Genomic DNA, 21,379 nt, shown 5'->3' with positions numbered 1-21,379 from the left:
TAATTATTCTGAGAGCTTTTTGAACAGGCGCTCGCTTTTGCGTTTACGGTGATTGGCGCCCCAGTCGAACATGACGTCAAACAGAGGCCCGAGCGTTTCTCCATAGGAAGACAATGAGTACTCTACTTTGGGCGGATTATCGGGAATGACATTTCGCACGACCAAACCTTCTTCTTCCAAATCGCGAAGCTGCTTGGTTAACATTTTTTTCGATATTCCCGGCAGGGCGCGCTGCAAATCGTTGAATCGCAGCGTTTGCCCGCCCAATTCATATAATAAGGAAAGTTTCCACTTTCCGCTGAGTACCAGCAGGGTCTCCCCGATATTCATATCGCATTCTTCATCCGGGTCGGACACTGGCAGCTGTTCTTCGGTTTTCGCGATCAGCTTTTTGTGCGGCATGCTCCAGGCTCCCTTTTGTGGATTGGCTTCTTCACAGTATACCTGGAATCTGAAATTCATTTCAAATCGAACATAAAAAAACTCTTCCGAGGAAGAGTTTGATTATAGCTGTAATGCGGTCGAGAGGACTCGAACCTCCACGGGGGTTAGCCCACACGGACCTGAACCGTGCGCGTCTGCCAATTCCGCCACGACCGCATATCAGTATGCCGAGCGTTTTGCCCTGCCCGAATAATATAGCACAGCCACCAGGCAAAGCGCAAGCCATTTGGCAAAAAAAGATCTCCTCGGGCTGCCGGCGCAGTAGGCAAAGCGCGTAAAAGCAGCCCCGGTCAGCGGTTCCGCTCCGCCACCGAGCCGCGTTCGATCAGCTCCGGTGCGTACCGCACATCGTCCGCCGGCGCCGCGCCGCCGTCGCCGCTCTCGATCATGTCCATGAGTTTGCGGGCCGCTTCCCGGCCCATCTCTTCCTTCGGATGGCTCAGCGTCGTCAGCGGCACGCCGGACGCCAGCGCAAGCGACGAATCGTCGAAGCCCACGACCGACAGATCGCCGGGCAGATTCAAGCCCAATTCGCGCGCCGCGTTCATCAGCGGCACCGCCAGTTCGTCGTTGTAGGCGACAAACGCCGTCGGGCGGTCCGCCGCTTGCAGCAGTTCGCGGGCTTTCGCGATCGGCAGCTCGCGCTTCTGCGCCGTGGTATACGTCACGACGTGCTCGGGGGCGAGCGGAATGCCCGCTTCCCGGTGCGCGTGCATAAAGCCCTTGAGCCGGTTGACGCCCTGCAGGTCGTCCGTCTTGAAGAAGCCGGCGATCCGGCGGTGTCCGCGCCCGATCAGATGCCGCGCGGCGGTCATTCCGCCCAGCTCGTCGTCGACTTTGAGGCACGGCACTTCCAGTTCGCGGTAGCGCTCGTTAATCATCAGGAACGGCAGGCTGCGCGACTGCATCGACAGGTAGAACGGCAGATTCGGATTGCCCTCCGCGCTTTTGGTCGGCTCGATAATCAGTCCGCTGAGCGGCTCGCTCAGCATGAGCTTCAAGCTCTCCATTTCTTTCTCTTTGTCGTTGTCGGTGCTGGCGAGCAGCAGCCGATAACCCCGGCTGCGCAGCTCGGCTTCCGCCCCGCGCACGATATGCGGGAAAATATAATCGGAGATATAGGTGGTCACGATTCCGATCGTGCGCGGCTGGGGCGTCTCCCCGCGGCTCGGCGCGCTGCGCACGAATGTGCCTTTGCCCTGCACGCGTTCGAGCAGACCCAGCCGCTCCAGTTCGGAGAAGGCCTGGCGCACGGTCTGGCGGCTGAGCGAGAACTGCTCGGCGATTTCGTTCTCCGACGGCACCTGGCTGCCGGGCGACAGCCGGCCGCTTTCCATCCGGTGCAGCAGTTCGTTTTTCAGTACGACATATTTGGGAAGCCGCTTGCTCATTGGGTTTCACCTCGGTATAGGGATGGGTCGCGAACCGCCGCGGGGCCGGAACGATCCGGTTGCGGCAAAGCCGCGGCGAAACAGGCTGCGTATCTGACTTTCCCAGTGTATCACAGAGCGCCTACCGTCGAGGCGGCTTGTGCGGCATATTCATTAGCGCTTCCTTTTTAAAATCATCGTTTTTCTTTATTCATTAACGATGATCCACTCGAAAAGGGTCTTGCAGTTTCCATTCATTAATAGGATCTGAAAAACGCAATATATCCTGTAAAATCTGTTGTTTTTAATTGTGACAACTTTAAGTGAATAAATTCACAATTGATGTGACCACGGTCACCAACCCTTTGAATTTTAATTAAATATAATGAGGATATCAGTTAGATCAAATTTGAAATTGCGGCGGCTTACCGGCTTTCTCCGGCCCGTCCTTTCCTGAATGTTAACTTGTGAAGAAACGCACATTCTTTTCCCACCATTCGCACTTAACCGCCAAGGAGGCGCACTTTTATGAACACTCCAGCCAAAGAAAAACTCGTCGTCATCGGCAACGGCATGGCCGGCATCAATACATTGGAACAAATCCTCAAGCTCACCGACCGGTTCGAAATTACCGTTTTCGGCAGCGAGCCGCATCCCAACTACAACCGCATCATGCTCTCCTACGTGCTCGAAGGCAGCAAGACGATCGACGATATCGTCATCAACGACTGGAGCTGGTACGAAGAAAACGGCATTACGCTGCACACCGGCGTGACAGTGACCCGGATCGATACGGAAAATAAAGCGGTAATCACCGACGGCGGACATACGCAAAGCTACGATAAACTGCTGATCGCCACCGGTTCGAACTCGCTGATGCTCCCGATCCCGGGCAGCGACCGCGAAGGCGTTGTCGGCTTCCGCGATATCGCGGACTGCAACCAAATGCTGGACGCGGCAAAAGAATACAAAACGGCGGCCGTGATCGGCGGCGGGCTGCTCGGCCTCGAAGCGGCCAAAGGCCTGGTCGGACTGGGCATGGACGTCACGGTCGTGCACTTGATGGAAGACCTGATGGAGCGCCAGCTCGACCGCCAGGCTTCGGCGATGCTCAAGACCGAACTGGAACGCCAGGGCATCAAATTCGCCATGGGCAAATCGACCGCCGAAATGCAGGGCGACCACCGCGTGCGCAAGCTCGTCTTTACCGACGGCGAAGAACTGGACGCCGAATTCGTGGTGATGGCGGTCGGTATCCGTCCGAACAAACAGCTCGGCGAAGTCAGCGGCATACAGACCAACCGGGGCATCCTGGTCGACGACTTCATGCGCACTTCGGCGCCGGACGTGTACTCGGTCGGCGAATGCGCCGAACACCGCGGGATCTGCTACGGTCTGGTCGCTCCGCTGTTCGAACAGGGCAATATCCTGGCCAAACATATCAGCGGCGCGGAAACGGCCGGCTACGCCGGATCGATTACTTCGACCAAGCTGAAAATCTCCGGCGTGGACGTATTCTCGGCCGGCGAATTCATCGAAGGACCGCAGCATACGGTCATCTCGGCCAAAGACGAATGGAAACGCACCTACAAGAAAGTGCTGCTGGATAACGGCAGGATCGTGGGCGCCGTCCTGTTCGGCGACGTCACCGAATCGGCTTCGCTGCAAAAATACGTTCGCGAAGGCACGGAAATGAACGACGAAATCTACGGCGACCTGATGGGCACGGGTTCGGGCTGCTGCGGAGGCGGCAAATCGAAAACGGCGGCCGTGGAAAAAATGGCCGACGACGAAATCGTCTGCGGCTGCAAAGGCGTTACCAAAAAAGTCATCGTCGACGTCATCACCGAAAAAGGACTCACGACGGTCGACGAAATCAAAGCGTGCACCGGAGCGACCGGCTCGTGCGGCGGCTGCAAACCGGTCGTCGAACAAATCCTGAGCTTTGTACTCGGCGACGGCTTCAAGAAAACGGTCAAAACCGGCATCTGCGCCTGCACCCCGCTCAGCCGTCAGGAGATCGTGGCCGGCATCAAGGAAAAAGGGCTGCGGACGACCAAAGAAGTCATGAACGTGCTGGAATGGCACAATCCGGAAGGCTGCTCGAAATGCCGCCCGGCCGTCAACTATTACCTGGGCGTGATCTATCCGGGCGAACACAAAGACGAGAAAGAATCGCGATTCGTCAACGAACGCATGAACGCCAATATTCAAAAAGACGGAAGTTACACGGTCGTGCCGAGAATGTACGGCGGCGTAACGACTCCGGAAGATCTGAAGAAAATCGCCGACGTCTCGGTCAAATACAATGTCAAAGCCGTTAAAGTCACCGGCGGGCAGCGTCTCGACCTGATCGGCGTGCAGAAGGAAGACCTGCCGAAAGTCTGGGAAGAGCTCGATATGCCTTCGGGTTATGCGTACGCCAAATCGCTGCGCACCGTCAAGACCTGCGTCGGCAACCAGTACTGCCGCTTCGGCACCCAGGATTCGATGGGCGTCGGCGCGATGCTGGAACGCAAGTTCGAACGCCTCGACTTCCCGGCCAAGTTCAAAATGGCGGTCAACGGCTGCCCGCGGAACTGCGCGGAATCGTGCACGAAAGATATCGGTATCGTCGGCAACGACGGCGGCTGGGAAATCTTCGTCGGCGGCAACGGCGGGATCAAAGCCAGACTGGCCGATTCGCTCTGCAAAGTGAAAACCGATCAGGAACTGACCGATACGATCGCCGCCGTGATGCAGTACTACCGCGAGACCGGCAACTACCTGGAACGCACTTCGGAATGGGTGGAACGCATCGGCCTGGACGAGATCCGCAGCAGAACGGTCGAGAACGAAGAATCGCGCCGCGCGCTGGTGGCAAGCATCGAACACGCCCTGACTTTCGTCGAAGATCCTTGGAAACAAGTGCTGAACGACAAGAAAACGCGCAGTGAATTGTTCGAAACGGCCCAGCCGGCTGTGCCGCAGGCTTAATCGCAAACAAGAACAAACGGTTTCGGCCGGTAAGATACCCAATATCCGGTTCGGGCGCCGGCTTCTTCCGGAAGCCGGGGCCGGACCGCATTCCCGATCTACGAGAGGAGTTCTGACATGACCACCCAACAAACCAACCCTATTGCCGCCGCCGAACGCATCGCGCTCGACAGCACAGACAGCTTCCCGAGCCGCATCGGACGCGTGTTCTTGATCGAAGCAGCCGAAATCGCCGTATTCCGCACATCGGACGATGAATTCTATGCCGTGGAAAACCTGAACCCGCATCCGAAAGGCGGCCCGCTGGCCGAAGCGATCGTATCCGGGCATTATATTTACGATCCGCTGTACGATTGGAAAATCGACCTCAAGACCGGCCTGGTACAGGAACCGGATACCGGCGAGGTTCGCACGTTCCGGGTAGAAGTCGCGGACAATCAAGTGATTCTGTTCACGAAGTAGCAACTTTTTTCAAAGCAGATCTCATCCGCTTCACCTATCCGCTCGCCAGGAGGCCAACCCTATGTTCACTGAAAGTGTGCAGTCCATTGTAGAATCGGCAGTCAAAAAAAGAGACTTCATGAACCAACATCCGCTTCGTTACTTCGTCAGCGCGATGCTGGCCGGGGCCTTTGTCGGACTCGGGATTATCCTGATCTTCACGCTCGGCGCTCCGCTCGCCGCGATCAAGTCTCCGTTCCAGCCGCTGGTGATGGGCGCGTCGTTCGGCATCGCCCTCACGCTGGTCATCTTTGCCGGTTCGGAACTGTTTACCGGCAACAATATGTTCTTCACCGCTTCTACTCTGGCCCGCCGCACTTCCATAGGCGACCTCGGCCGGAACTGGACGCTGGTCTTCCTGGGCAATCTGGCTGGAGCCGTCGTGCTCAGCCTGCTCGTACTCGGCACGGGGCTGTTCAAAGGTATCGCGCCGGAACATCTGATCTTCGCCGCAGCCGCCAAAAAGATGAGCCTGCCGGTTATGGAACTGTTCTTCCGCGGCATCCTGTGTAACTGGCTGGTGTGCCTGGCGATCTGGATGTCCAGCCGCACAACCAACGACGCCGCGAAAATCATGCTGATCTGGTGGTGTTTGTTCGCCTTTATCGCCAGCGGTTACGAGCACAGCGTCGCCAATATGACGCTGCTCAGCACGGCGCTGCTGCTGCCGGGCCACCCGGCGACGATCACGCTGGCCGGCTGGCTGCACAATATGATTCCGGTTACGCTCGGCAATATCGTCGGCGGCGGATTGTTCGTGGCCGCGGCGTACTTCTTCGTTTCCCCGGTGCGCAAGTCGTCGGAAGAAGCACAGCCTCAGACGCCGCAGGAAACACGCTCCGCTTCGTAAGTGTTATCTTCTTCCATAGAAAAGGATCGCCGCATAACGCCGGCGATCCTTTTTTGCTTGCTTTTTGCCGCCTCCCGCTTTTACGCTTCGACCGCCCACCGGCTGCCGCCGGGGTACGGACAGTTTTTACTTTTCAAATGGGCGATAACCGGAACGAGGCAGCCGCAGAGCATACAGGTCGTGCCGCCCTGGAACTTGGGACATTCGCGGCACGCTTCGAGTCTTTCTTCGTAGTGCTCCTCCGGCACTCTAAGCTCGGGCGCGAACGCCGGCGAAGCCAGCAGCCGTTCCATCTGCCGCTCATTGACCGCAAACTCGTCTCCGCAGCTTCGGCACATCGGATTATTCAAACCCTTTCCTCCTTTACGGTTTTTAAAGTCGTTTATTTACGAATCATTAACTTCTTTCTTATTCATTATAAAGACAAGCGAACCCCGATCGTCAACAGGTTTCTTTTTTTCTGCCGGCGCTGCTGTTTCTTCCCTTTTCGCTGCTTGCTTTTGAACGGCTTCTGCCCCTAAACTAAGAGTATAAGAATTCCCCGTCCGCGGGAACAAATTCGATCCAAAGGAGAGAACCGCAATTTCATGAATGCCCTCAGAGACTTTTTCCAAATGCCCGGAATTCGCAGAGCGCTGGCGCTGATCCTCGCCGTTATCCTGCTGTTTTCCCTCCGGAGTATTCTGGACATGCTGCTTATCACGTTCATCCTGACCTATCTCATGAACCGGCTGCATAACTCGATCATCAAAGGCACCAAGCGCTTTGTCAAACTGAATTCCAAATTCGTCGTCGTCCTTATTTACGCTCTGCTGGTGATCGGGCTCGGCTTTGGCATTTACCGCTATCTGCCGATCTTTATCGTGGAGATCCAGCAGCTCGTCAACCAGGTCGTGTCGTTCTACAACAATCCGAACAGCATCGCGCTGCCGGACAACGCTTTTACCCAGTACCTGACCGAATCGCTCAAAGACTTCGATATCGCCAGCTACGTCGAAGGCGGATTCGATTTCCTGCTGCATACGCTGAGCGATATCGGCAAATGGAGTCTCAACCTGCTGATCGCTTTTGTCCTGAGTTTATTCTTCAATCTGGAAAAAGAAAGAGTCTCGTCGTTCATGTCCAAGTTCCGCTACAGCAAAGCCGCTTACTTCTTCACGGAACTGGAATACTTCGGCCGCAAATTCGTACTGTCGTTCGGCAAAGTGATCGAAGTGCAGTTTATGATCTCGCTCACCAACTCGCTGCTGTCCGTGATTTTCTTGTGGATTCTCGGCTTCCCGAATTTGTTCGCGCTGTGGCTGATGATCTTCCTGCTCGGCCTGGTGCCGGTGATGGGCGTCGTGGTATCGCTCGTCCCGCTGTGCGCGATTGCGTTCAATATCGGCGGCGCTAAAATGATTATCTATATCCTGATCATGATCGTCGTGCTGCACGCGATCGAATCGTACATTCTCAATCCGAAATTCATGTCGAACAAAACGCATCTGCCGATCTTTTTCACTTTCCTGATCCTGATGCTCGGCGAGCACTTCTTCGGTGTCTGGGGATTGATTGTCGGCGTGCCGATCTTCATCTTCCTGCTCGATATTCTGGAAGTGCCGGTCGCTCCGGGCGGCAAAACCGCCAAAACGAAAAAAGACGAACCGCCGATCATGCCTCCTTCGGTGCAGTAACGGCTCCTCGATCGCGAATATTCGACAGCAAGCAAAAAAAGACCCCGGCGGGTTGGCTCCGCCGGGGTTTAACTGTATGTTCAAGAGGGGTATGTGTGTATCATAATGGAGAAAGCTTAAACCAACCTGATTGCCGCTTAAAGATCCGCTTAAATTTCGAAGTTTGCGCAAAAAAGGACCCCGGCGGGTTGGCTCCGCCGGGGTCAAACTCTATGATTAAGAGGGGATGACTGTATCTTAATCCCCGAACCTGAAACGAGCCTGAAACGCCGATGAACATCAGCTAAAAGAATCGCGAATTGCGCGGCCGGCCGTTCCTTTTTTTAGATGGAGATACCCGAAAAAGGATTCAGTCCAGCGCGCCGTAAGCGGCCGCCCGCACGCGCAGATGATAGTGCTCCTCCATATTCGGCAGCATCTGGTGCATGTACACGATCGCCGTGTTCGTTTCCGGGGAGATCGACGTCCAGGTGCCGGCCATGCCGGTCCAGCCGAACTCGCCCAGCGGGCTGTTGCTGCCGCCCGCCGCGCGGTCGATCAGCGTCCGTACGCCGAGGCCGTAGCCGTAGCCGGCGGAATACGAATTGGTGAAGTCGGACAGCTGCTCCGCGCCCAGATGATCGGTCCGCATCAGGTCGATCGTGCTGCGGCCCAGAATGCGCGTACCGTCCAACGTTCCGCCGGCCGCCAGCATACTCGCGAATTTCAAATAATCGCTCGTTGTGCCGTAAAGCCCCTGTCCGCCCGATTCCAGCAGCGCATCCGCTTTATGGAACCGGTCCATGACTTCCGGAGCCGGGCTCAGCGTTCCGTCTTCGGCCCGCTCGTACATGACCGCCATGCGCTGCTCGATATCGCCTTTGTAGCGGTAGCCCGTATCCTTCATGCCCAGCGGACCGAAGATTTCGTCGTGGAGAAACTGCCCGATACTTTTGCCGGAGATTTCTTCGACCAGTCCCGCGACCAGATCGTGGCCGTACCCGTACAGCCAGCGCGTGCCCGGCTCGAACAGCACCGGAGCCTGCGCCGTCGCGCGGATCTCGTCGCGCAGACTGTAGCGGCCGCCGGTCTTGTCGTCCAATTCTCCGCGCAGCCGCCGGATCTCGCGCGCCGACAGCGATTCGCCGAACGGATACGGATGCCCGGTCGTCATGCCGAATGCGTGACGGATCAGGACCGGATTCTCGGTCGGCACCACATGAACGTAGCCGCTAGGCTCGATCATGAGCTTCTTCGTTTCTTTGAATTCCGGCAGATAACGATGCAGCGGTTCGTTCAGCAGGAATTTGCCGCGCTCGAACAAGATCATGGCCGCCGTACAGACGATTACTTTCGTCATCGAGTACAGCCGGAACACGGTATCGGGTCCGACCGCAATCCCTTTTTCCCGATTGGCCCGGCCGAAATAACCCTCGTATACGATCTCGCCGTCCCTGGCGATCATGCAGGCGCAGCCGGCGGGACCCTGTTCGGTAAAGGACTCCAGCAGCGCGGATAAATCGTCGAATCTTGCCATGGTTATCGCCTCTTCTTTTCTTTATACTCGCATGCGCTCTTCGCTCTTCATTTTGCCAGAATTAAAACGGTTTCGCCAGCTTTCCTTCGCGCACATGCTGCATATGCCGGGTCGTTCACGGAAAATTCAAACGGAGTTTCTACAATAAGAATCGAAACGGAGATGAATAAGTATGAGCGAAAAAGAAATACGCGGCTTCCCTAACGACAATCTTGTCAAACGCGATAACTTTTCGCAGCGCCCTCATAAACGAGCCGGAACGGCTGCGCTGCTGCCGGCCGCGGGCCTGGCGCTCGCGCTTCTGCTTGCGGGATGCAGCGATACCGCCGTTCCGGCGGCTTCGGCGCCGGCGGCGGTATCCGAAGCGGCGGGCGGGAACGCAGCGGACGGAAGCACGAAGATCGAATACGCGTTCACCGAACGCAGCGAAGATCCGGCGCAGCTGGCTTCGAGCGTGATCGACGGCGCGCAGCGGACGCTGGATATCGCGATCTACAATCTCGACAGCCAGACGCTTGCCGACAAGATGGTCCGGGCGCTGGACCGCGGCGTCGAGGTGCGGATTCTGACCGAGAAAAGCAAAGCCGAAAAAGGCTCGCAGGGCAAGCTGCTGCAAACCCTCAAGGACGCCGGCGCGCAGATCAAGATCAACACGCACGACGGCAAAATGCACGAAAAGATCAGCATCGCGGACACCTCCACCGTCACCGTCGGCTCGTTCAACTATACCGACGCTTCGAGCGAAGAAAACGACGAAGTACTGGTCGCAATCCACGATGCTTCCGTGGCGAAAGACTGGACGGACGTGTTCGACGGGATGTGGAACGATACGGAGAACTTTGCGGAGTGGGAAGCGGAGTCTTGAACTTTCAGAAAAAAAATCAAACACAAAAAAACTCCGGGAGGAAAATTCCTCACCGGAGTTTTTGTCGTACTTCTCAAATGGAGCCTAGGGGGATCGAACCCCTGACCTCATCGCTGCCAGCGATGCGCTCTCCCAGCTGAGCTAAGGCCCCATATCATGTTTTTCTCACAAGAAATAATATACCACAAGCAATTTATCAGGTCAATATTATTTTTTTAGAGAAAAAGCTAAATAAATAAGCCAAAAATTACGACAAAAAAGGGTATGCTTTTAGCGCATTCGACAATATATGTCGAAAAAATTTATTTTTCTTAGTGCTATGACTATAAAACTAGATAAAAAGACCTAATAACTTTTTTTGAGATAGGACTTACCGATAATGAATTGACATAGCATGTAAATTTTCATTGCCACTTTCATATCGGTGTACTATAATGCTATTTGGCTGTACAATCGAATTTGTTCACTTTAGTCAAATAAATATTGCAATAAAAATTTCATATTTTAGCAAACTTATTGAAAAATAAGGACGCAAAGCTATAGGGACTAAATCCGTTCGGATAGGTCAGCCAGTTGCATTCGACAATCGGCGAAATATGGGTATTTGTACCTATTATCGCCTTTTTTATATTACAGGATTGGGGAGAACACATCCGTGTCTACTTACAAAGAAAATTCCGTACAAGACTTTTTTCCAAGCGAAGACGGCAACACAAAAGAACGTCAGCAATTCATGCAGCTGATCGAGCAATTGATTACCGGCGTCGACGATTTGAAAAATCCCGACGGTGTCAATCTGCTTGGCGAAAAAGAACGTTCGAAATCCTTTTATACGGATCTGATCCAAAAAAGCGTCATTCCCAACAACAGCACCGATCAAAAAGAAGTCAACGAGCAGCTGCTAAAATTGCTGCACAACCACCCTTACCATTCCAAATATTTTTTGACCAATATTTTGCCGATGGCGAGCACGCCGGGCATTTTGGGCATGATTACGGCGTTTCTGGTGAACGGCAACAACCTTTGGGACGTCTACGGTCCTGCGGGCGCCGAAGCGGAAGTCAGAGTCATCAGCATGATGTCCAGGCTGGTCGGATACGATCCGCAGTTGAGCGGCGGTTACACGACCTGGGGCGGCCAGGGCGCGATTTTCACGGGACTGAGATTGGCGATCGCCAAATTCGCGCCCGATGCTCCGCGCAAAGGCGTTCCGCGGAATCTGTACACGTTCTGCTCGGAATCGGCTCACTACAGCCTGTTCAAATCGATGGAAGCGACAGGGTTAGGCAGCGACCATCTTATCAAAGTGCGCACCCTTACAGATAGTTCTATGGATACCGAAGATTTGCGCCTCAAAATGGAGCAGGTCATTTCGGACGGCGGCATCCCGGTATATATCGTTGCGACTACGGGAACCACGGATGCAATGGGCATCGACAATGTTCAACTCATCAAACAAACGGCGGAGGAAGTCGCGGCTGGGCACGGTATGCGGCGGCCGCATATCCATGCCGACTCCGCACTCGGCGGCTTCTTCGCCTTTTTCCGCCAGTACGATTTCGCCGGCAACCCGCTTGAATTCTCGGCTCCGGTGCTGGACGCATTGCGGCAAATCAACAATCGGATGCAGCATCTGTCGTTGGCCGACACGCTTTGCTTCGATTTTCAAAAGCTGGGGCAGACGCCGTATTCGACCAGTCTGTTCCTGGTGAAAAACGCGGCCGATCTTCAGCTTGTCGATCTGGCGGAAGAAGAAACGCCTTACGTCGGACACCGCGGCTACGGCGATTACCATACCGGCTATACGCTCGAATGCTCGCGCATGGCAAGCTCGATCAGCATCTACAGCGCGCTGCTCGCTTTCGGCGTCACCGGTTACCAACGTCTGCTGGCGCAATTCGTGGAAGTCAATTTGGAATTCCGCGAGACGCTGCGCCGCGAAGTGCCTGAAGCGGTCATCGTCAACGACCAAAATCCGGCGATCATGACCCTGTTCCGCCTCTACCCGGACAAGCAAAACCTTTTCGAAGCCGAATTGTCCGGTCTGTGCTCGCATGCCGAGATCGAACGCGCCAACGAGTTGAACGCGCAGTTGTTCGAAGTGCTGGGTCAAAATCGCGACCGCATGTTCTTCGGCGATACGAAAAAACATCTGGTCGTGCCGACAACCGACAACCGGGATACAACGCTGTACGCCGCAAAACTGTTTGTGATTTCGCCGTATACCCAAGTCTCGCACATCCCGGAAATCGTCGCTTATCTCAAGCAAAACATCGATAGCGTATTTTATTCCTATGCAGATGCTTTGCAGCCAATCGGAGGGTAACACGTGTCCAAGAATACGCCTGAGCAAACCAAAAAATCAGTATGGGGTTGGTACAAAAACCATATCTCCGCAAAAATGATCTCTTCGATCGTGTTGTTGATCGTTTTCACCTGTACCGCTTTTTCGATCACGGAGTCCCGGATCAGCAATCGGTTGACGAGCGAACTGGAAGGTCAGTTCGATCTCAGACTGGCAAGCAGCATTCAATCCATCGATACGTATCTGACTTCCATTCCGGAAAACCCGGCGGATATCGACGGTCTGAACAATGAAGCGTACAAAAAAATCAAAGCGGAACTCGAAGACGTGCTCGTCACCGATACGCTGGAAAATGTCTATATCCTCAGCAACAGCACCGGCAAAGAACAACTCGTGATCCTGACCGGCGTGGATGACGATTACGGCACGGAGTATGCGTTTTCGGATGAAATGAAAGAAGCGATCTCTTCTCAGAAGATGACGTACAGCTCGATCTACAAAGACGAATACGGCATCCACAAATCGGTGTTCCTTCCTTTGAAGGACAGCAGCGGCAATCCGTTCGGCATCGCCGGCATCGATATCGACGCCAGCGTGATTCCGGCCACGCAGACGTTTATCTTCTGGTTCACGGTCGTCATCGTGGGCGCGGTCATCGTGATCGGCGTTACCGTCGCTTTCCTGCTCAGCCGCAGCCTGACCCGTCCGATCAACAAGCTCGTACGCGCTACGAAAAAAGTCGCCGAAGGCGATCTGACCGAAGAATTCGTGCTGAAGCGCGAAGACGAGCTTGGCACGCTGGCCAATTCGTTCAACGCGATGCGCGGCAACCTGGAAAGCCTGATTCATCAAATCTCGAATTCTTCGACTGTTTTTTCGACGACTGCCGGCAATATCCATCAAGCTTCCAACGAAATGGGAGCCAGCTCGCATCAGGTTGCGCTGTCCATGAACAGCGTCAACGAAGGCGTATCGGAAGTGGTCGTTTCGATCACGGACAGCACCTCTTCGATCGTCGAAGTGAACGAAGAGCTGGCCAATGTCACCAACGAAGTGACCGGCATGCAGCAAATGGCGCTTGAAGTCAGCTCTTATTCGCAGGACGGCCAGCTATTGGTCGAAAAAACGCTCAACCAAATGAACGTGATCCAACAGGAAATGAAGCAATCGCAGGAAGCCGCTGTCCAACTGGATTCGCGCTCCAAAGAAATCAGCAATTTTATTACGGTCATCACGCATATTGCGACGCAAACCAATCTGCTTGCGCTGAACGCTTCGATCGAAGCCGCCCATGTGGGCGAACACGGCAAAGGCTTCGCGGTCGTCGCCGGAGAAGTGAAAAAGCTCGCCGAACAATCGTCCAACGCGGCCAAATCCATTACCGGATTGATCAACAGCACGCAGCAGGACAGCCAATCGGTGCTGACCAGCATCGAGCAAGGCAGCCAAGCCGTCGAGCAGGGCCAGGAATGGATCAACAAAATGTCCGATAATTTCAAAACCATTTTCGACGGCGTTTCGTCTTTCTCTTCCCAAATCGGCCATCTGAAAAGCTCGCTCGATAAAACGGACCGTTCGTTCGAATTGATCACGGATTCCATGCAAAAAATATCCGGCATTACCGAAGAACAATCGGCCGGCTATCAAGAAGTGGGCGCGGCGATCGAAGAACAAAGCGCTACGATACAGGAAATCGCGGGCGCGATCCGCAGCTTGTCCCAAATGGCGGACGAGCTTCAAGCTTCCGTTCAATATTTCAAAGTATCCTGATTGTTCGGTAAGTCCATATGCAGAAGGAGATCGACGCCTGTCGATCTCCTTCTTTTTTGTGCCTGCTGCGAAACACGCGTTCAACCCCATCCTGCCAGCAGCACCGCCGCGATAAAAACAAGCTGGATCGCCGTTCGCGCAAACAAACCGGGTACGGCTTTGCCTCCGATCGTCAATCGGTTTCGGGCCGCGAACACGTTCGCCGGAAACATCGCCGACAACAGCAGCGCCAGGCCGATCGAAGCAGCTTTGGACGTGGCCGGAACCAGAATCCCGATTGCGCCAAGAAGTTCAAGCACGCCCGTGACAGTCACGATCGTTGCCGGTTTCGGAAAAGCAGGCGGCACCATACGGATCAGATCCTCTTTTTTGCTCCCCCAATGCGCGGACGCTCCCAACAGCAGCATGATTGCAACCGCAGCTTGAAGCGAAGTCCGCCAGCTTTGAAAATAGTCGATACCGAGAAAGCCGAGACCGGCAAACAGCAAAAACGAGCCGATCAACGCGTAAAAAGGAACCATTGCGTTCACTCACTCCTTCACTGAGTCGTTCCGTCCCTGAGGCTGAAGCATCTGAGCGATCCACTCGGAAAAATGCGAAGCCGAGAAACGTTCAGTCGTCCCCGGAATCGAAGATCGTACGCGAAGGCCCATCGTCAGCAGCACGAACATATCCGCCGTGCGGGCCGCGTCGACGGTCTCGGCGATGGCGCCGTGCCGTTGGCCGATTCGTATCCATTCCGCCGATAACTCCAACGTGCGCTCATAGTATTCTTTTAACGCTTGAGCCGCGACCGGTTGGTCTTCCCTGCCTAGCAAATACAGCAAAATGCGGTTGGTCACGTCTTCCGCATCCGCATACGAAGCGATACTGTCCGAAATCCGCCGCATCGGTTCGGCAAAAGACGTCCCGCTTTGCTGCACTTCGTTTCGAAAACGGACGTTGGTGTCTTCAAGCCGCTCCTGCAGCACCTGTACAAATAATTCGTCTTTGCTTTTGACATAATGAAAAATCGCGCCTTTCGACAAACCCGATTGCTCCATAATATCTTTCATCGTCACGGCGGCGCAGCCTTTTTCCCGCACAAGCTGCTTAACCGTGTCCAATAGCAACGCCGTACTGTGCTGCCTGCGTTCTTCCTGCTTCATAAGCATCCCTCCGCTTCACCGAATGTAAACTTCAGTCTATTCGATATCTATTATAAAAACAGACCGTCGGTTTGTAAAATGGGAATGCCTTAGGGCGTGTTTTCAAACCTCGATGGAAGCAGATTTGGCCGAATTTTCGTTTTCAGCAAGGAACTTTTTCGCAGTCGTGCCGGGGCACGTCAAGGGAAAGTGACGCAGCGGAGGACGAAAAGGCGGCAAAAGGTGCACATTGGCAGGTTTGAAGACACGCCCTAATGTCTGGATCATTTTTGTTCATATCTTTGCAGCACGATCGCCGAGTTATGCCCGCCGAAGCCGAACGAGTTCGAGATGCCGATGTTCAAATTCAACTTTCTCGCCTTGTTGGGGGTGTAATCCAGATCGCACCTGAGGTCGGCGTGCTCCAGATTGATCGTCGGCGGCACAATGCCCGTTTGCAGACTTTTGACCAGCGCGATCGCTTCCGCCGCCCCGGACGCGCCCAGCATATGCCCGGTCATGGACTTGTTGGCGGTAATGGGGATGCGCGCCGCGTCCTCGCCGAAAGTCGTTTTGATCGCGGCCGTTTCCGAACGATCGCCGATCACGGTACCGGTTGCGTGCGCGCTGATCACGTCGATCTCCGCAGGCGCAATATTCGCTTCTCGCAGCGCCGCGCTCATCGCCCGGGCCGCCCCATTGCCGTCTTCCGGCGTCGCGACCATATGATAAGCGTCCGAGCTCGCCCCGTAGCCGATCACTTCGCCCAGAATCTTCGCTCCCCGGTTCAGCGCGTGCGTCAGCGACTCCAGCACGAGAATACCCGCGCCTTCCGCCATCACGAAACCGTCGCGTTCCCGGTCGAACGGACGGCTGGCTCTCTGCGGCTCGTCGTTTCGCGCGGACAAAGCGGTCGCGTTCGAGAAGCTCGCCAGCGCCACACCGGTCAGCGACGCTTCGCTGCCGCCGGCGAGAATCAGATCGGTTCGCCCTGCCTGGATATTGTAAAAAGCTTCGCCGATCGCGGTATTGCCGATCGAACACGCGGTAACGGGCGCGAGCGTCGGACCCAGCGTGCCGTAACGGATGCTGATCAGCGCGGCCGCCATATTGGCGATCATCGCCGGCACCAGCGTCGGGCTGACGCGCTCCGGTCCGCGCTTTGCCAGCACGCCGGCCTGATCCATCAGCGTCCGGATGCCGCCGATGCCCGAGCCGACATACACGCCCGTTCGTTCCCGGTCCGCCGCCGTCCAGTCGATGCCCGCCTGCCGGACCGCCTGATCCGCCGCGGCAAGCGCGAATTGGCAGAACCGGTCCAGCCGGCGCAGCTCTCTTGCATCAAGCAAAGAACCGGGATCGAAATCGCGCACCTCGCCCGCTATTTTGACTTTGTGCTTCGACGCATCGAACGATTCGATCTTCGCAATGCCCGATTCTCCCCGGACCAGCCGCGACCAGAACTCCTCTACTTCATTGCCGAGCGGCGAGACGATCCCCATCCCGGTAATCACGACTCTTTCCAATTTCTCCAGCTCCTTTATATGCGGTTCGATCTTTGTTCCCGCTGCAAATCTTCGCTTCCGTGCTTCCGCCGCGCGCCGCCGCTTCGTTCTCGGTCCCTTGCCGCCCGCCGGATTCACCGCTATAATGACATGGAAATTATCCTATTACAAGTTACCGTTTATACGGGTATAATTACTGCCTGTCTTCGCTTTGTCTTCTATAATCATCTATAGTCAACGATTGAAAATCCTACGATTGGAGGCGTGCAGCCGATGAATGCCAATCCCAGACTTCAGGCGTTATCCGCGTTTCTCAAAACCCAGCGTGCCAAAATCTCTCCGGAATCGGTCGGATTCCCCGCCGGAACGCGGCGTCGAACCCCCGGTCTGCGCCGGGAAGAAGTCGCGCAGCTCGCAGGCGTCAGCACCACCTGGTATACCTGGCTCGAACAGGGCCGCAGTATCCAGGCTTCGCCTTCCGTGCTGGACTGCGTTGCAAGCGCGCTGCGCATGAACGCCGACGAGCGCAAATATCTGTACTCGCTGACGCTCGAAGGCGGTTCCGCCGCTTATACGCCGGAGTCCGAACCGCTGCGGATCGGCCCTTCTTTGCAAAAAATCATTACCGAGCTGACCTGCTGCCCCGTGATCGTTTCGGACCGGATGTGCAATATCGTCGGATGGAACGAAGCGGCCCGCTGCGTGTTTCTGGATTTCGAACGGATATCCGCCGACGAGCGCAATATGATCCGCCTGCTGTTTACGCGCCGGGAGTTCCGCCGGCTGGCGGTCAACTGGGAGCAGTTTGCGAGCGGCTTTCTGTCGATGTTCCGCTCCTACTACGGCCGCTACGTCGGCGACGGATGGTACGACCGCTTTCTGGAGGAAATGACGAATGCCCATCCCGACTTCAAAACGATGTGGGAAAACGGCCAGGTCAGCTACGCGCCCGACGTCCACCTGGAATTCCGCCATGCGAAAGCGGGCAAAATGGTGTACGAACTGACCTCGCTCAGCGTGTACGGACAGGACGATCTGCGCTGCAGCGTATATACCCCTTCCCCCGATACGACGACCGAAGCCAAACTGCGGCGTTTGCTGGAAGAGAATCGTAAAGAAGTTTAACGATCAAGACCATCCGGCCGCCGCGGCTGCCTTTTCGATGCGCACCAAACTCCACTTTTCCCAACAAACTTACTAAAAATAACCGAAAACTATTGACTCTTGTTTTTATTGCGGTATAATAAGGTCAAAGAAAGTCAAAGTCAGATGAAATAGTCAAATGAATATTCGACTTTGCCTTTCGTTCCCCCTAATCCCGGCGGTCCTCTCTCTCGGAGAGGGGCGGCCGTTTCCTGAACGACACGTTAGGATAAAACGAAAATCAAATTCCACCCATGAAAGGGGCATGCCTTCATGCGCTGTCAACATTGCAACCACAATCAAGCAACCGTAGGTCTGAGCCTCACCTTTAACAATAAATCCGAAAAAGTATTTTTGTGCGAAGACTGCTACGCCAAGCTCAGCAGCGGCGTGCCGTTCACGGCGGGCTTCGGACCTTCCGGCGGCCAATCGTCGTTCGAAGAAATGTTCAAAAGCTTCATGCAGTCCTCCGGTCAGCAGCCGAACTCCGGCGCGGGCCGTTCCCCGGAACAAGCCGCCCAGGGCGGCCGACGCCGCGGAGGCGGGATGCTGGACCAGCTCGCCCGCAACCTGAACGACGAAGCGCGCGGCGGACGCATCGACCAGGTGATCGGACGCGAAGACGAGATCGAACGCGTCATCGAAATCCTGAACCGCCGCAATAAGAACAATCCGGTGCTGATCGGCGAACCGGGCGTCGGCAAAACGGCGATCGCCGAAGGGCTGGCGCTGCGCATCGTCGAAGGCAATGTGCCGGCGAAGCTGCTGGGCAAAGAAGTGTACTCGCTCGACGTTGCTTCGCTGGTTGCCGGAACCGGCATCCGCGGGCAGTTTGAAGAAAAAGTCAAACAGCTGATCGTCGAACTCCAGCAGCGCAAGAACGCTTTGCTGTTTATCGACGAGATCCACCTGCTGGTCGGCGCGGGTTCGGCCGAAGGCTCGATGGACGCCGGCAATATCCTGAAGCCGGTGCTGGCGCGCGGCGAACTGCAGGTGATCGGCGCGACCACGCTCAAAGAATACCGGCAGATCGAAAAAGACGCCGCGCTCGAACGCCGTTTCCAGCCGGTCACGGTCGACGAGCCGACGGCGGCGGAAGCGATCGAGATCCTGAAAGGACTGCGTCCGAAGTACGAAGAGTTCCACGGCGTGACTTACTCCGACGACACGCTCGAAGCGTGCGTGCGGCTGTCGGGCCGCTATATCCAGGACCGCTTCCTGCCGGACAAAGCGATCGACCTGCTCGACGAAGCCGGCGCCAAGCTGAACCTGCGCGCATCGGTCGGCGGCGGCGATGAAGTCCGCGGCCGTCTGGAACAGATCAAAGCCGAGAAAGACGAAGCGGCCCGCCAGGAAGATTACGAACGCGCGGCCGGGCTGCGCGACGAAGAAGCCGTGCTGCTCCAACGTCTGGACAGCGAACCGTCCGGACAGGAAGTTCTCGCCGTCTCGGTCGAAGATATCCAGAACCTGATCGAGCGCAAAACGGGCATTCCGGTCGGCAAACTGCAAGCGGACGAACGCGGACGCATGAAAAATCTGGCCGAACGCCTGGAACACCGCGTAATCGGCCAGAGCGAAGCCGTGGACAAAGTATCCAAAGCGGTCCGCCGCGGACGCGCCGGACTGCGCAGCAATACGAAGCCGATCGCTTCGTTCCTGTTCGTCGGCCCGACCGGCGTCGGCAAGACCGAGCTGTCCAAAGCGCTCGCCGAAGAACTGTTCGGCAGCGCGGACTCGATGATCCGGCTCGATATGAGCGAATATATGGAGAAGCACTCCGTGTCCAAGCTGATCGGCTCGCCTCCGGGCTACGTGGGCCATGAAGAAGCCGGCCAATTGACGGAGAAAGTGCGCCGCAATCCGTACAGCATTATCCTGCTGGACGAGATCGAGAAAGCGCACCCGGACGTGCAGCATATGTTCCTCCAGGTACTCGACGACGGCCGCCTGACCGACAGCCAGGGCCGTACGGTCAGCTTCAAAGATACGGTCATCATCATGACGTCGAACGCCGGCACCGCCGCCGAGAAGAAGATCACGATGGGCTTCACGGCGAAAACGGAAGAAACCCGTTCGATCCTGAACTCGCTCGGCAATTACTTCCGGCCCGAATTCCTGAACCGCTTCGACGGCATCGTGCCGTTCGCTTCGCTCAAGGAAGAAGACCTGGTCGCCATCGTCGACAATATGCTGGCCGAGATCGAAAACACGCTGTCGGAACGCGGCATCTCGCTTGCGATCGACGACGAAGCCAAACGTAAACTGGCCGAACTGGGCTACGATCCGTCCTTCGGCGCCCGTCCTCTCCGCCGCATGATTCAGCAGCATGTGGAAGACGGCATTACGGATCTGCTGCTGGACGACGAAGACGTGAACGATATCCTAGTCGACGTGCGGGAAGACGCGATTCGCGTCGCGCAGGCCCGAAATTCGAATTTAAATTCATAAGATTTCAGATGACAGCATCCGGTTATAGAAAAATACAACCGGATGCTGTCTTAATTTGTATAAAATTGTTCAGTGTTGTGGTAATCTATCTTTAATATTATTCTGCTTAAAAGTATACGATTTCGAAATGAATACATCTATGCAAATAAGGCATAAGGAGGAGATTTTATGCTTACGACAAATTCAACCATTAAACCAATTCCAAAAAATCAAATTGGCATGAATACAACACAAAAAGAAATATTAAAATCGGTAATCGGTAAAGCGCCAAAGCTGCCTGTTGAGATTAATACAGTTAGAGAGTGGGATAAACACGGTGAGGAAACAAGACTTTAATTCTTCTGACTTTTCCGGTTTTCCATATGGAGCCGATATCCTAATTGATACCTGTATTTTAAATGCTTTATTCTCAACTGCAGATCCATGGCATTCAACCATAAATCAACTCTTTGAAGAGCATCTTTTTCCGGAAGAGAATGCTATTCTTTTGTATGTAAATCCTGTGATTATAAACGAAGTTATGCATCTAAACGGAAGAGCGCTCGAGAATTATTATTTGCGTTTCGATTTAACTTTCGATCAATCTGCTATACAAGCTTTTAGAACTTTTACTAAAAATACGTTAACTACACTTATCGATCAAGAAGTTTTTAAAGTACTCGATGGCGACAAAAATTCAGCGCTTAAACAAATTGAACTATCCGATACGCTTGGTGCAGCAGATGCGTTGAACGCCAGCATTGCAAACTTATATGGAATCAATTTTCTAACTGTAGACAACAGGCTGGTTAACAATATGATGTCTAATCTCTCATTATTGCCGAATATTTCGACTATCTATTATACAAATCCGCGACACATGGATTACAAATAAACATAT

The 21,379-nt window shown here is 54.9% G+C and carries 18 protein-coding genes, 2 tRNA genes and 1 riboswitch; of the genes, 11 read left to right on the top strand and 9 right to left on the bottom strand.

Features of this window, described 5'->3' with window-relative positions:
• Positions 1-3 precede the first annotated feature (3 nt).
• The 3 genes from QWJ34_RS04005 to QWJ34_RS03995 all read right to left on the bottom strand — a co-directional run bounded on the left by QWJ34_RS04005 (position 4) and on the right by QWJ34_RS03995 (position 1,835).
• Positions 4-330, bottom strand: coding sequence for a winged helix-turn-helix transcriptional regulator (locus QWJ34_RS04005; RefSeq protein WP_302725845.1), 327 nt, complete (start codon positions 328-330; stop codon positions 4-6).
• A gap of 186 nt (positions 331-516) precedes the next feature.
• A tRNA-Leu gene (locus QWJ34_RS04000) sits at positions 517-600 on the bottom strand.
• Between the two features lie 134 nt (positions 601-734).
• Positions 735-1,835 (bottom strand): GntR family transcriptional regulator, encoded by a 1,101-nt coding sequence (locus tag QWJ34_RS03995; protein WP_302725746.1) that lies wholly within the window; start codon positions 1,833-1,835, stop codon positions 735-737.
• Positions 1,836-2,342: 507 nt separating this feature from the next.
• On the opposite strand from QWJ34_RS03995, the gene nirB reads away from it, so the two are divergent.
• From nirB to QWJ34_RS03980, 3 genes are all read left to right on the top strand, one after another.
• The gene (gene nirB, locus QWJ34_RS03990) at positions 2,343-4,790 is read left to right on the top strand and encodes a nitrite reductase large subunit NirB (RefSeq protein WP_302725745.1); all 2,448 of its coding nucleotides are present in this window, start codon (positions 2,343-2,345) and stop codon (positions 4,788-4,790) included.
• A gap of 117 nt (positions 4,791-4,907) precedes the next feature.
• Positions 4,908-5,252, top strand: a complete 345-nt coding sequence (gene nirD / locus QWJ34_RS03985) for a nitrite reductase small subunit NirD (RefSeq protein WP_302725744.1) — start codon at positions 4,908-4,910, stop codon at positions 5,250-5,252.
• A gap of 61 nt (positions 5,253-5,313) precedes the next feature.
• Entirely contained in the window at positions 5,314-6,141 is an 828-nt protein-coding gene (locus QWJ34_RS03980; protein WP_302725743.1) for a formate/nitrite transporter family protein, read from the top strand.
• Between the two features lie 80 nt (positions 6,142-6,221).
• On the opposite strand, the gene QWJ34_RS03975 is transcribed toward QWJ34_RS03980, so the two are convergent.
• Positions 6,222-6,491: a DUF6171 family protein gene (locus QWJ34_RS03975; RefSeq protein WP_302725742.1), complete on the bottom strand. Its 270-nt coding sequence runs from the start codon at positions 6,489-6,491 to the stop codon at positions 6,222-6,224.
• 237 nt (positions 6,492-6,728) lie between these two features.
• Here QWJ34_RS03975 and QWJ34_RS03970 point away from each other — a divergent pair, with 237 nt between their 5' ends.
• Positions 6,729-7,817: an AI-2E family transporter gene (locus QWJ34_RS03970; protein ID WP_302725741.1), complete on the top strand. Its 1,089-nt coding sequence runs from the start codon at positions 6,729-6,731 to the stop codon at positions 7,815-7,817.
• Between the two features lie 349 nt (positions 7,818-8,166).
• Here the strand turns inward: QWJ34_RS03970 and QWJ34_RS03965 are convergent, their stop codons facing one another.
• Complete coding sequence (locus tag QWJ34_RS03965) at positions 8,167-9,333, bottom strand: serine hydrolase domain-containing protein (RefSeq protein ID WP_302725740.1); 1,167 nt, start codon at positions 9,331-9,333, stop codon at positions 8,167-8,169.
• A gap of 172 nt (positions 9,334-9,505) precedes the next feature.
• Between QWJ34_RS03965 and QWJ34_RS03960 the strand changes: the two genes are divergently transcribed.
• Positions 9,506-10,198 carry a phospholipase D-like domain-containing protein gene (locus QWJ34_RS03960; protein ID WP_302725739.1) on the top strand — a complete coding sequence of 231 codons (693 nt, stop codon included), beginning with the start codon at positions 9,506-9,508 and terminating at the stop codon, positions 10,196-10,198.
• 78 nt (positions 10,199-10,276) lie between these two features.
• On the opposite strand, the gene QWJ34_RS03955 is transcribed toward QWJ34_RS03960, so the two are convergent.
• Positions 10,277-10,349, bottom strand: a tRNA-Ala gene (locus QWJ34_RS03955).
• A 345-nt stretch (positions 10,350-10,694) separates the two neighbouring features.
• Positions 10,695-10,779, top strand: a riboswitch (cyclic di-GMP riboswitch).
• 74 nt (positions 10,780-10,853) lie between these two features.
• On the opposite strand from QWJ34_RS03955, the gene QWJ34_RS03950 reads away from it, so the two are divergent.
• Positions 10,854-12,524: a pyridoxal phosphate-dependent decarboxylase family protein gene (locus tag QWJ34_RS03950; RefSeq protein ID WP_302725738.1), complete on the top strand. Its 1,671-nt coding sequence runs from the start codon at positions 10,854-10,856 to the stop codon at positions 12,522-12,524.
• Positions 12,525-12,527: 3 nt separating this feature from the next.
• Entirely contained in the window at positions 12,528-14,273 is a 1,746-nt protein-coding gene (locus tag QWJ34_RS03945; RefSeq protein WP_302725737.1) for a methyl-accepting chemotaxis protein, read from the top strand.
• A gap of 80 nt (positions 14,274-14,353) precedes the next feature.
• Here QWJ34_RS03945 and QWJ34_RS03940 read toward each other — a convergent pair whose 3' ends face one another.
• The 3 genes from QWJ34_RS03940 to fabF form a co-directional block, all read right to left on the bottom strand.
• Positions 14,354-14,794 (bottom strand): DoxX family protein, encoded by a 441-nt coding sequence (locus QWJ34_RS03940; RefSeq protein ID WP_302725736.1) that lies wholly within the window; start codon positions 14,792-14,794, stop codon positions 14,354-14,356.
• Positions 14,795-14,803: 9 nt separating this feature from the next.
• Positions 14,804-15,421, bottom strand: a complete 618-nt coding sequence (locus QWJ34_RS03935) for a TetR/AcrR family transcriptional regulator (RefSeq protein ID WP_302725735.1) — start codon at positions 15,419-15,421, stop codon at positions 14,804-14,806.
• Between the two features lie 263 nt (positions 15,422-15,684).
• Positions 15,685-16,926 (bottom strand): beta-ketoacyl-ACP synthase II, encoded by a 1,242-nt coding sequence (gene fabF, locus QWJ34_RS03930; protein ID WP_302725734.1) that lies wholly within the window; start codon positions 16,924-16,926, stop codon positions 15,685-15,687.
• A gap of 252 nt (positions 16,927-17,178) precedes the next feature.
• Here fabF and QWJ34_RS03925 point away from each other — a divergent pair, with 252 nt between their 5' ends.
• The 4 genes from QWJ34_RS03925 to QWJ34_RS03910 all read left to right on the top strand — a co-directional run bounded on the left by QWJ34_RS03925 (position 17,179) and on the right by QWJ34_RS03910 (position 21,373).
• Positions 17,179-18,030 carry a helix-turn-helix transcriptional regulator gene (locus QWJ34_RS03925; protein WP_302725733.1) on the top strand — a complete coding sequence of 284 codons (852 nt, stop codon included), beginning with the start codon at positions 17,179-17,181 and terminating at the stop codon, positions 18,028-18,030.
• 291 nt (positions 18,031-18,321) lie between these two features.
• Positions 18,322-20,499 (top strand): ATP-dependent Clp protease ATP-binding subunit, encoded by a 2,178-nt coding sequence (locus QWJ34_RS03920; protein WP_302725732.1) that lies wholly within the window; start codon positions 18,322-18,324, stop codon positions 20,497-20,499.
• Between the two features lie 168 nt (positions 20,500-20,667).
• Positions 20,668-20,835 (top strand): hypothetical protein, encoded by a 168-nt coding sequence (locus tag QWJ34_RS03915; RefSeq protein ID WP_302725731.1) that lies wholly within the window; start codon positions 20,668-20,670, stop codon positions 20,833-20,835.
• Entirely contained in the window at positions 20,816-21,373 is a 558-nt protein-coding gene (locus QWJ34_RS03910) for a PIN domain-containing protein (RefSeq protein WP_302725730.1), read from the top strand. The genes QWJ34_RS03915 and QWJ34_RS03910 overlap by 20 nt, the downstream gene beginning before the upstream one ends.
• Positions 21,374-21,379 lie beyond the last annotated feature (6 nt).

The organism is Saccharibacillus sp. CPCC 101409, from assembly GCF_030518235.1.
GTDB lineage: Bacteria > Bacillota > Bacilli > Paenibacillales > Paenibacillaceae > Saccharibacillus.
This window is presented reverse-complemented; position numbering and strand designations above follow the sequence as displayed.

What these genes read in the sequence shown, in the direction of transcription:
- QWJ34_RS04005 (WP_302725845.1), bottom strand. Translation starts at nt 330, where the DNA reads ATGAATATCGGGGAGACCCTGCTGGTACTCAGCGGAAAGTGGAAACTT.
- QWJ34_RS03995 (WP_302725746.1), bottom strand. Translation starts at nt 1,835, where the DNA reads ATGAGCAAGCGGCTTCCCAAATATGTCGTACTGAAAAACGAACTGCTG.
- nirB (WP_302725745.1), top strand. Translation starts at nt 2,343, where the DNA reads ATGAACACTCCAGCCAAAGAAAAACTCGTCGTCATCGGCAACGGCATG.
- nirD (WP_302725744.1), top strand. Translation starts at nt 4,908, where the DNA reads ATGACCACCCAACAAACCAACCCTATTGCCGCCGCCGAACGCATCGCG.
- QWJ34_RS03980 (WP_302725743.1), top strand. Translation starts at nt 5,314, where the DNA reads ATGTTCACTGAAAGTGTGCAGTCCATTGTAGAATCGGCAGTCAAAAAA.
- QWJ34_RS03970 (WP_302725741.1), top strand. Translation starts at nt 6,729, where the DNA reads ATGAATGCCCTCAGAGACTTTTTCCAAATGCCCGGAATTCGCAGAGCG.
- QWJ34_RS03965 (WP_302725740.1), bottom strand. Translation starts at nt 9,333, where the DNA reads ATGGCAAGATTCGACGATTTATCCGCGCTGCTGGAGTCCTTTACCGAA.
- QWJ34_RS03960 (WP_302725739.1), top strand. Translation starts at nt 9,506, where the DNA reads ATGAGCGAAAAAGAAATACGCGGCTTCCCTAACGACAATCTTGTCAAA.
- QWJ34_RS03940 (WP_302725736.1), bottom strand. Translation starts at nt 14,794, where the DNA reads ATGGTTCCTTTTTACGCGTTGATCGGCTCGTTTTTGCTGTTTGCCGGT.
- QWJ34_RS03935 (WP_302725735.1), bottom strand. Translation starts at nt 15,421, where the DNA reads ATGAAGCAGGAAGAACGCAGGCAGCACAGTACGGCGTTGCTATTGGAC.
- QWJ34_RS03925 (WP_302725733.1), top strand. Translation starts at nt 17,179, where the DNA reads ATGAATGCCAATCCCAGACTTCAGGCGTTATCCGCGTTTCTCAAAACC.
- QWJ34_RS03920 (WP_302725732.1), top strand. Translation starts at nt 18,322, where the DNA reads ATGCGCTGTCAACATTGCAACCACAATCAAGCAACCGTAGGTCTGAGC.
- QWJ34_RS03915 (WP_302725731.1), top strand. Translation starts at nt 20,668, where the DNA reads ATGCTTACGACAAATTCAACCATTAAACCAATTCCAAAAAATCAAATT.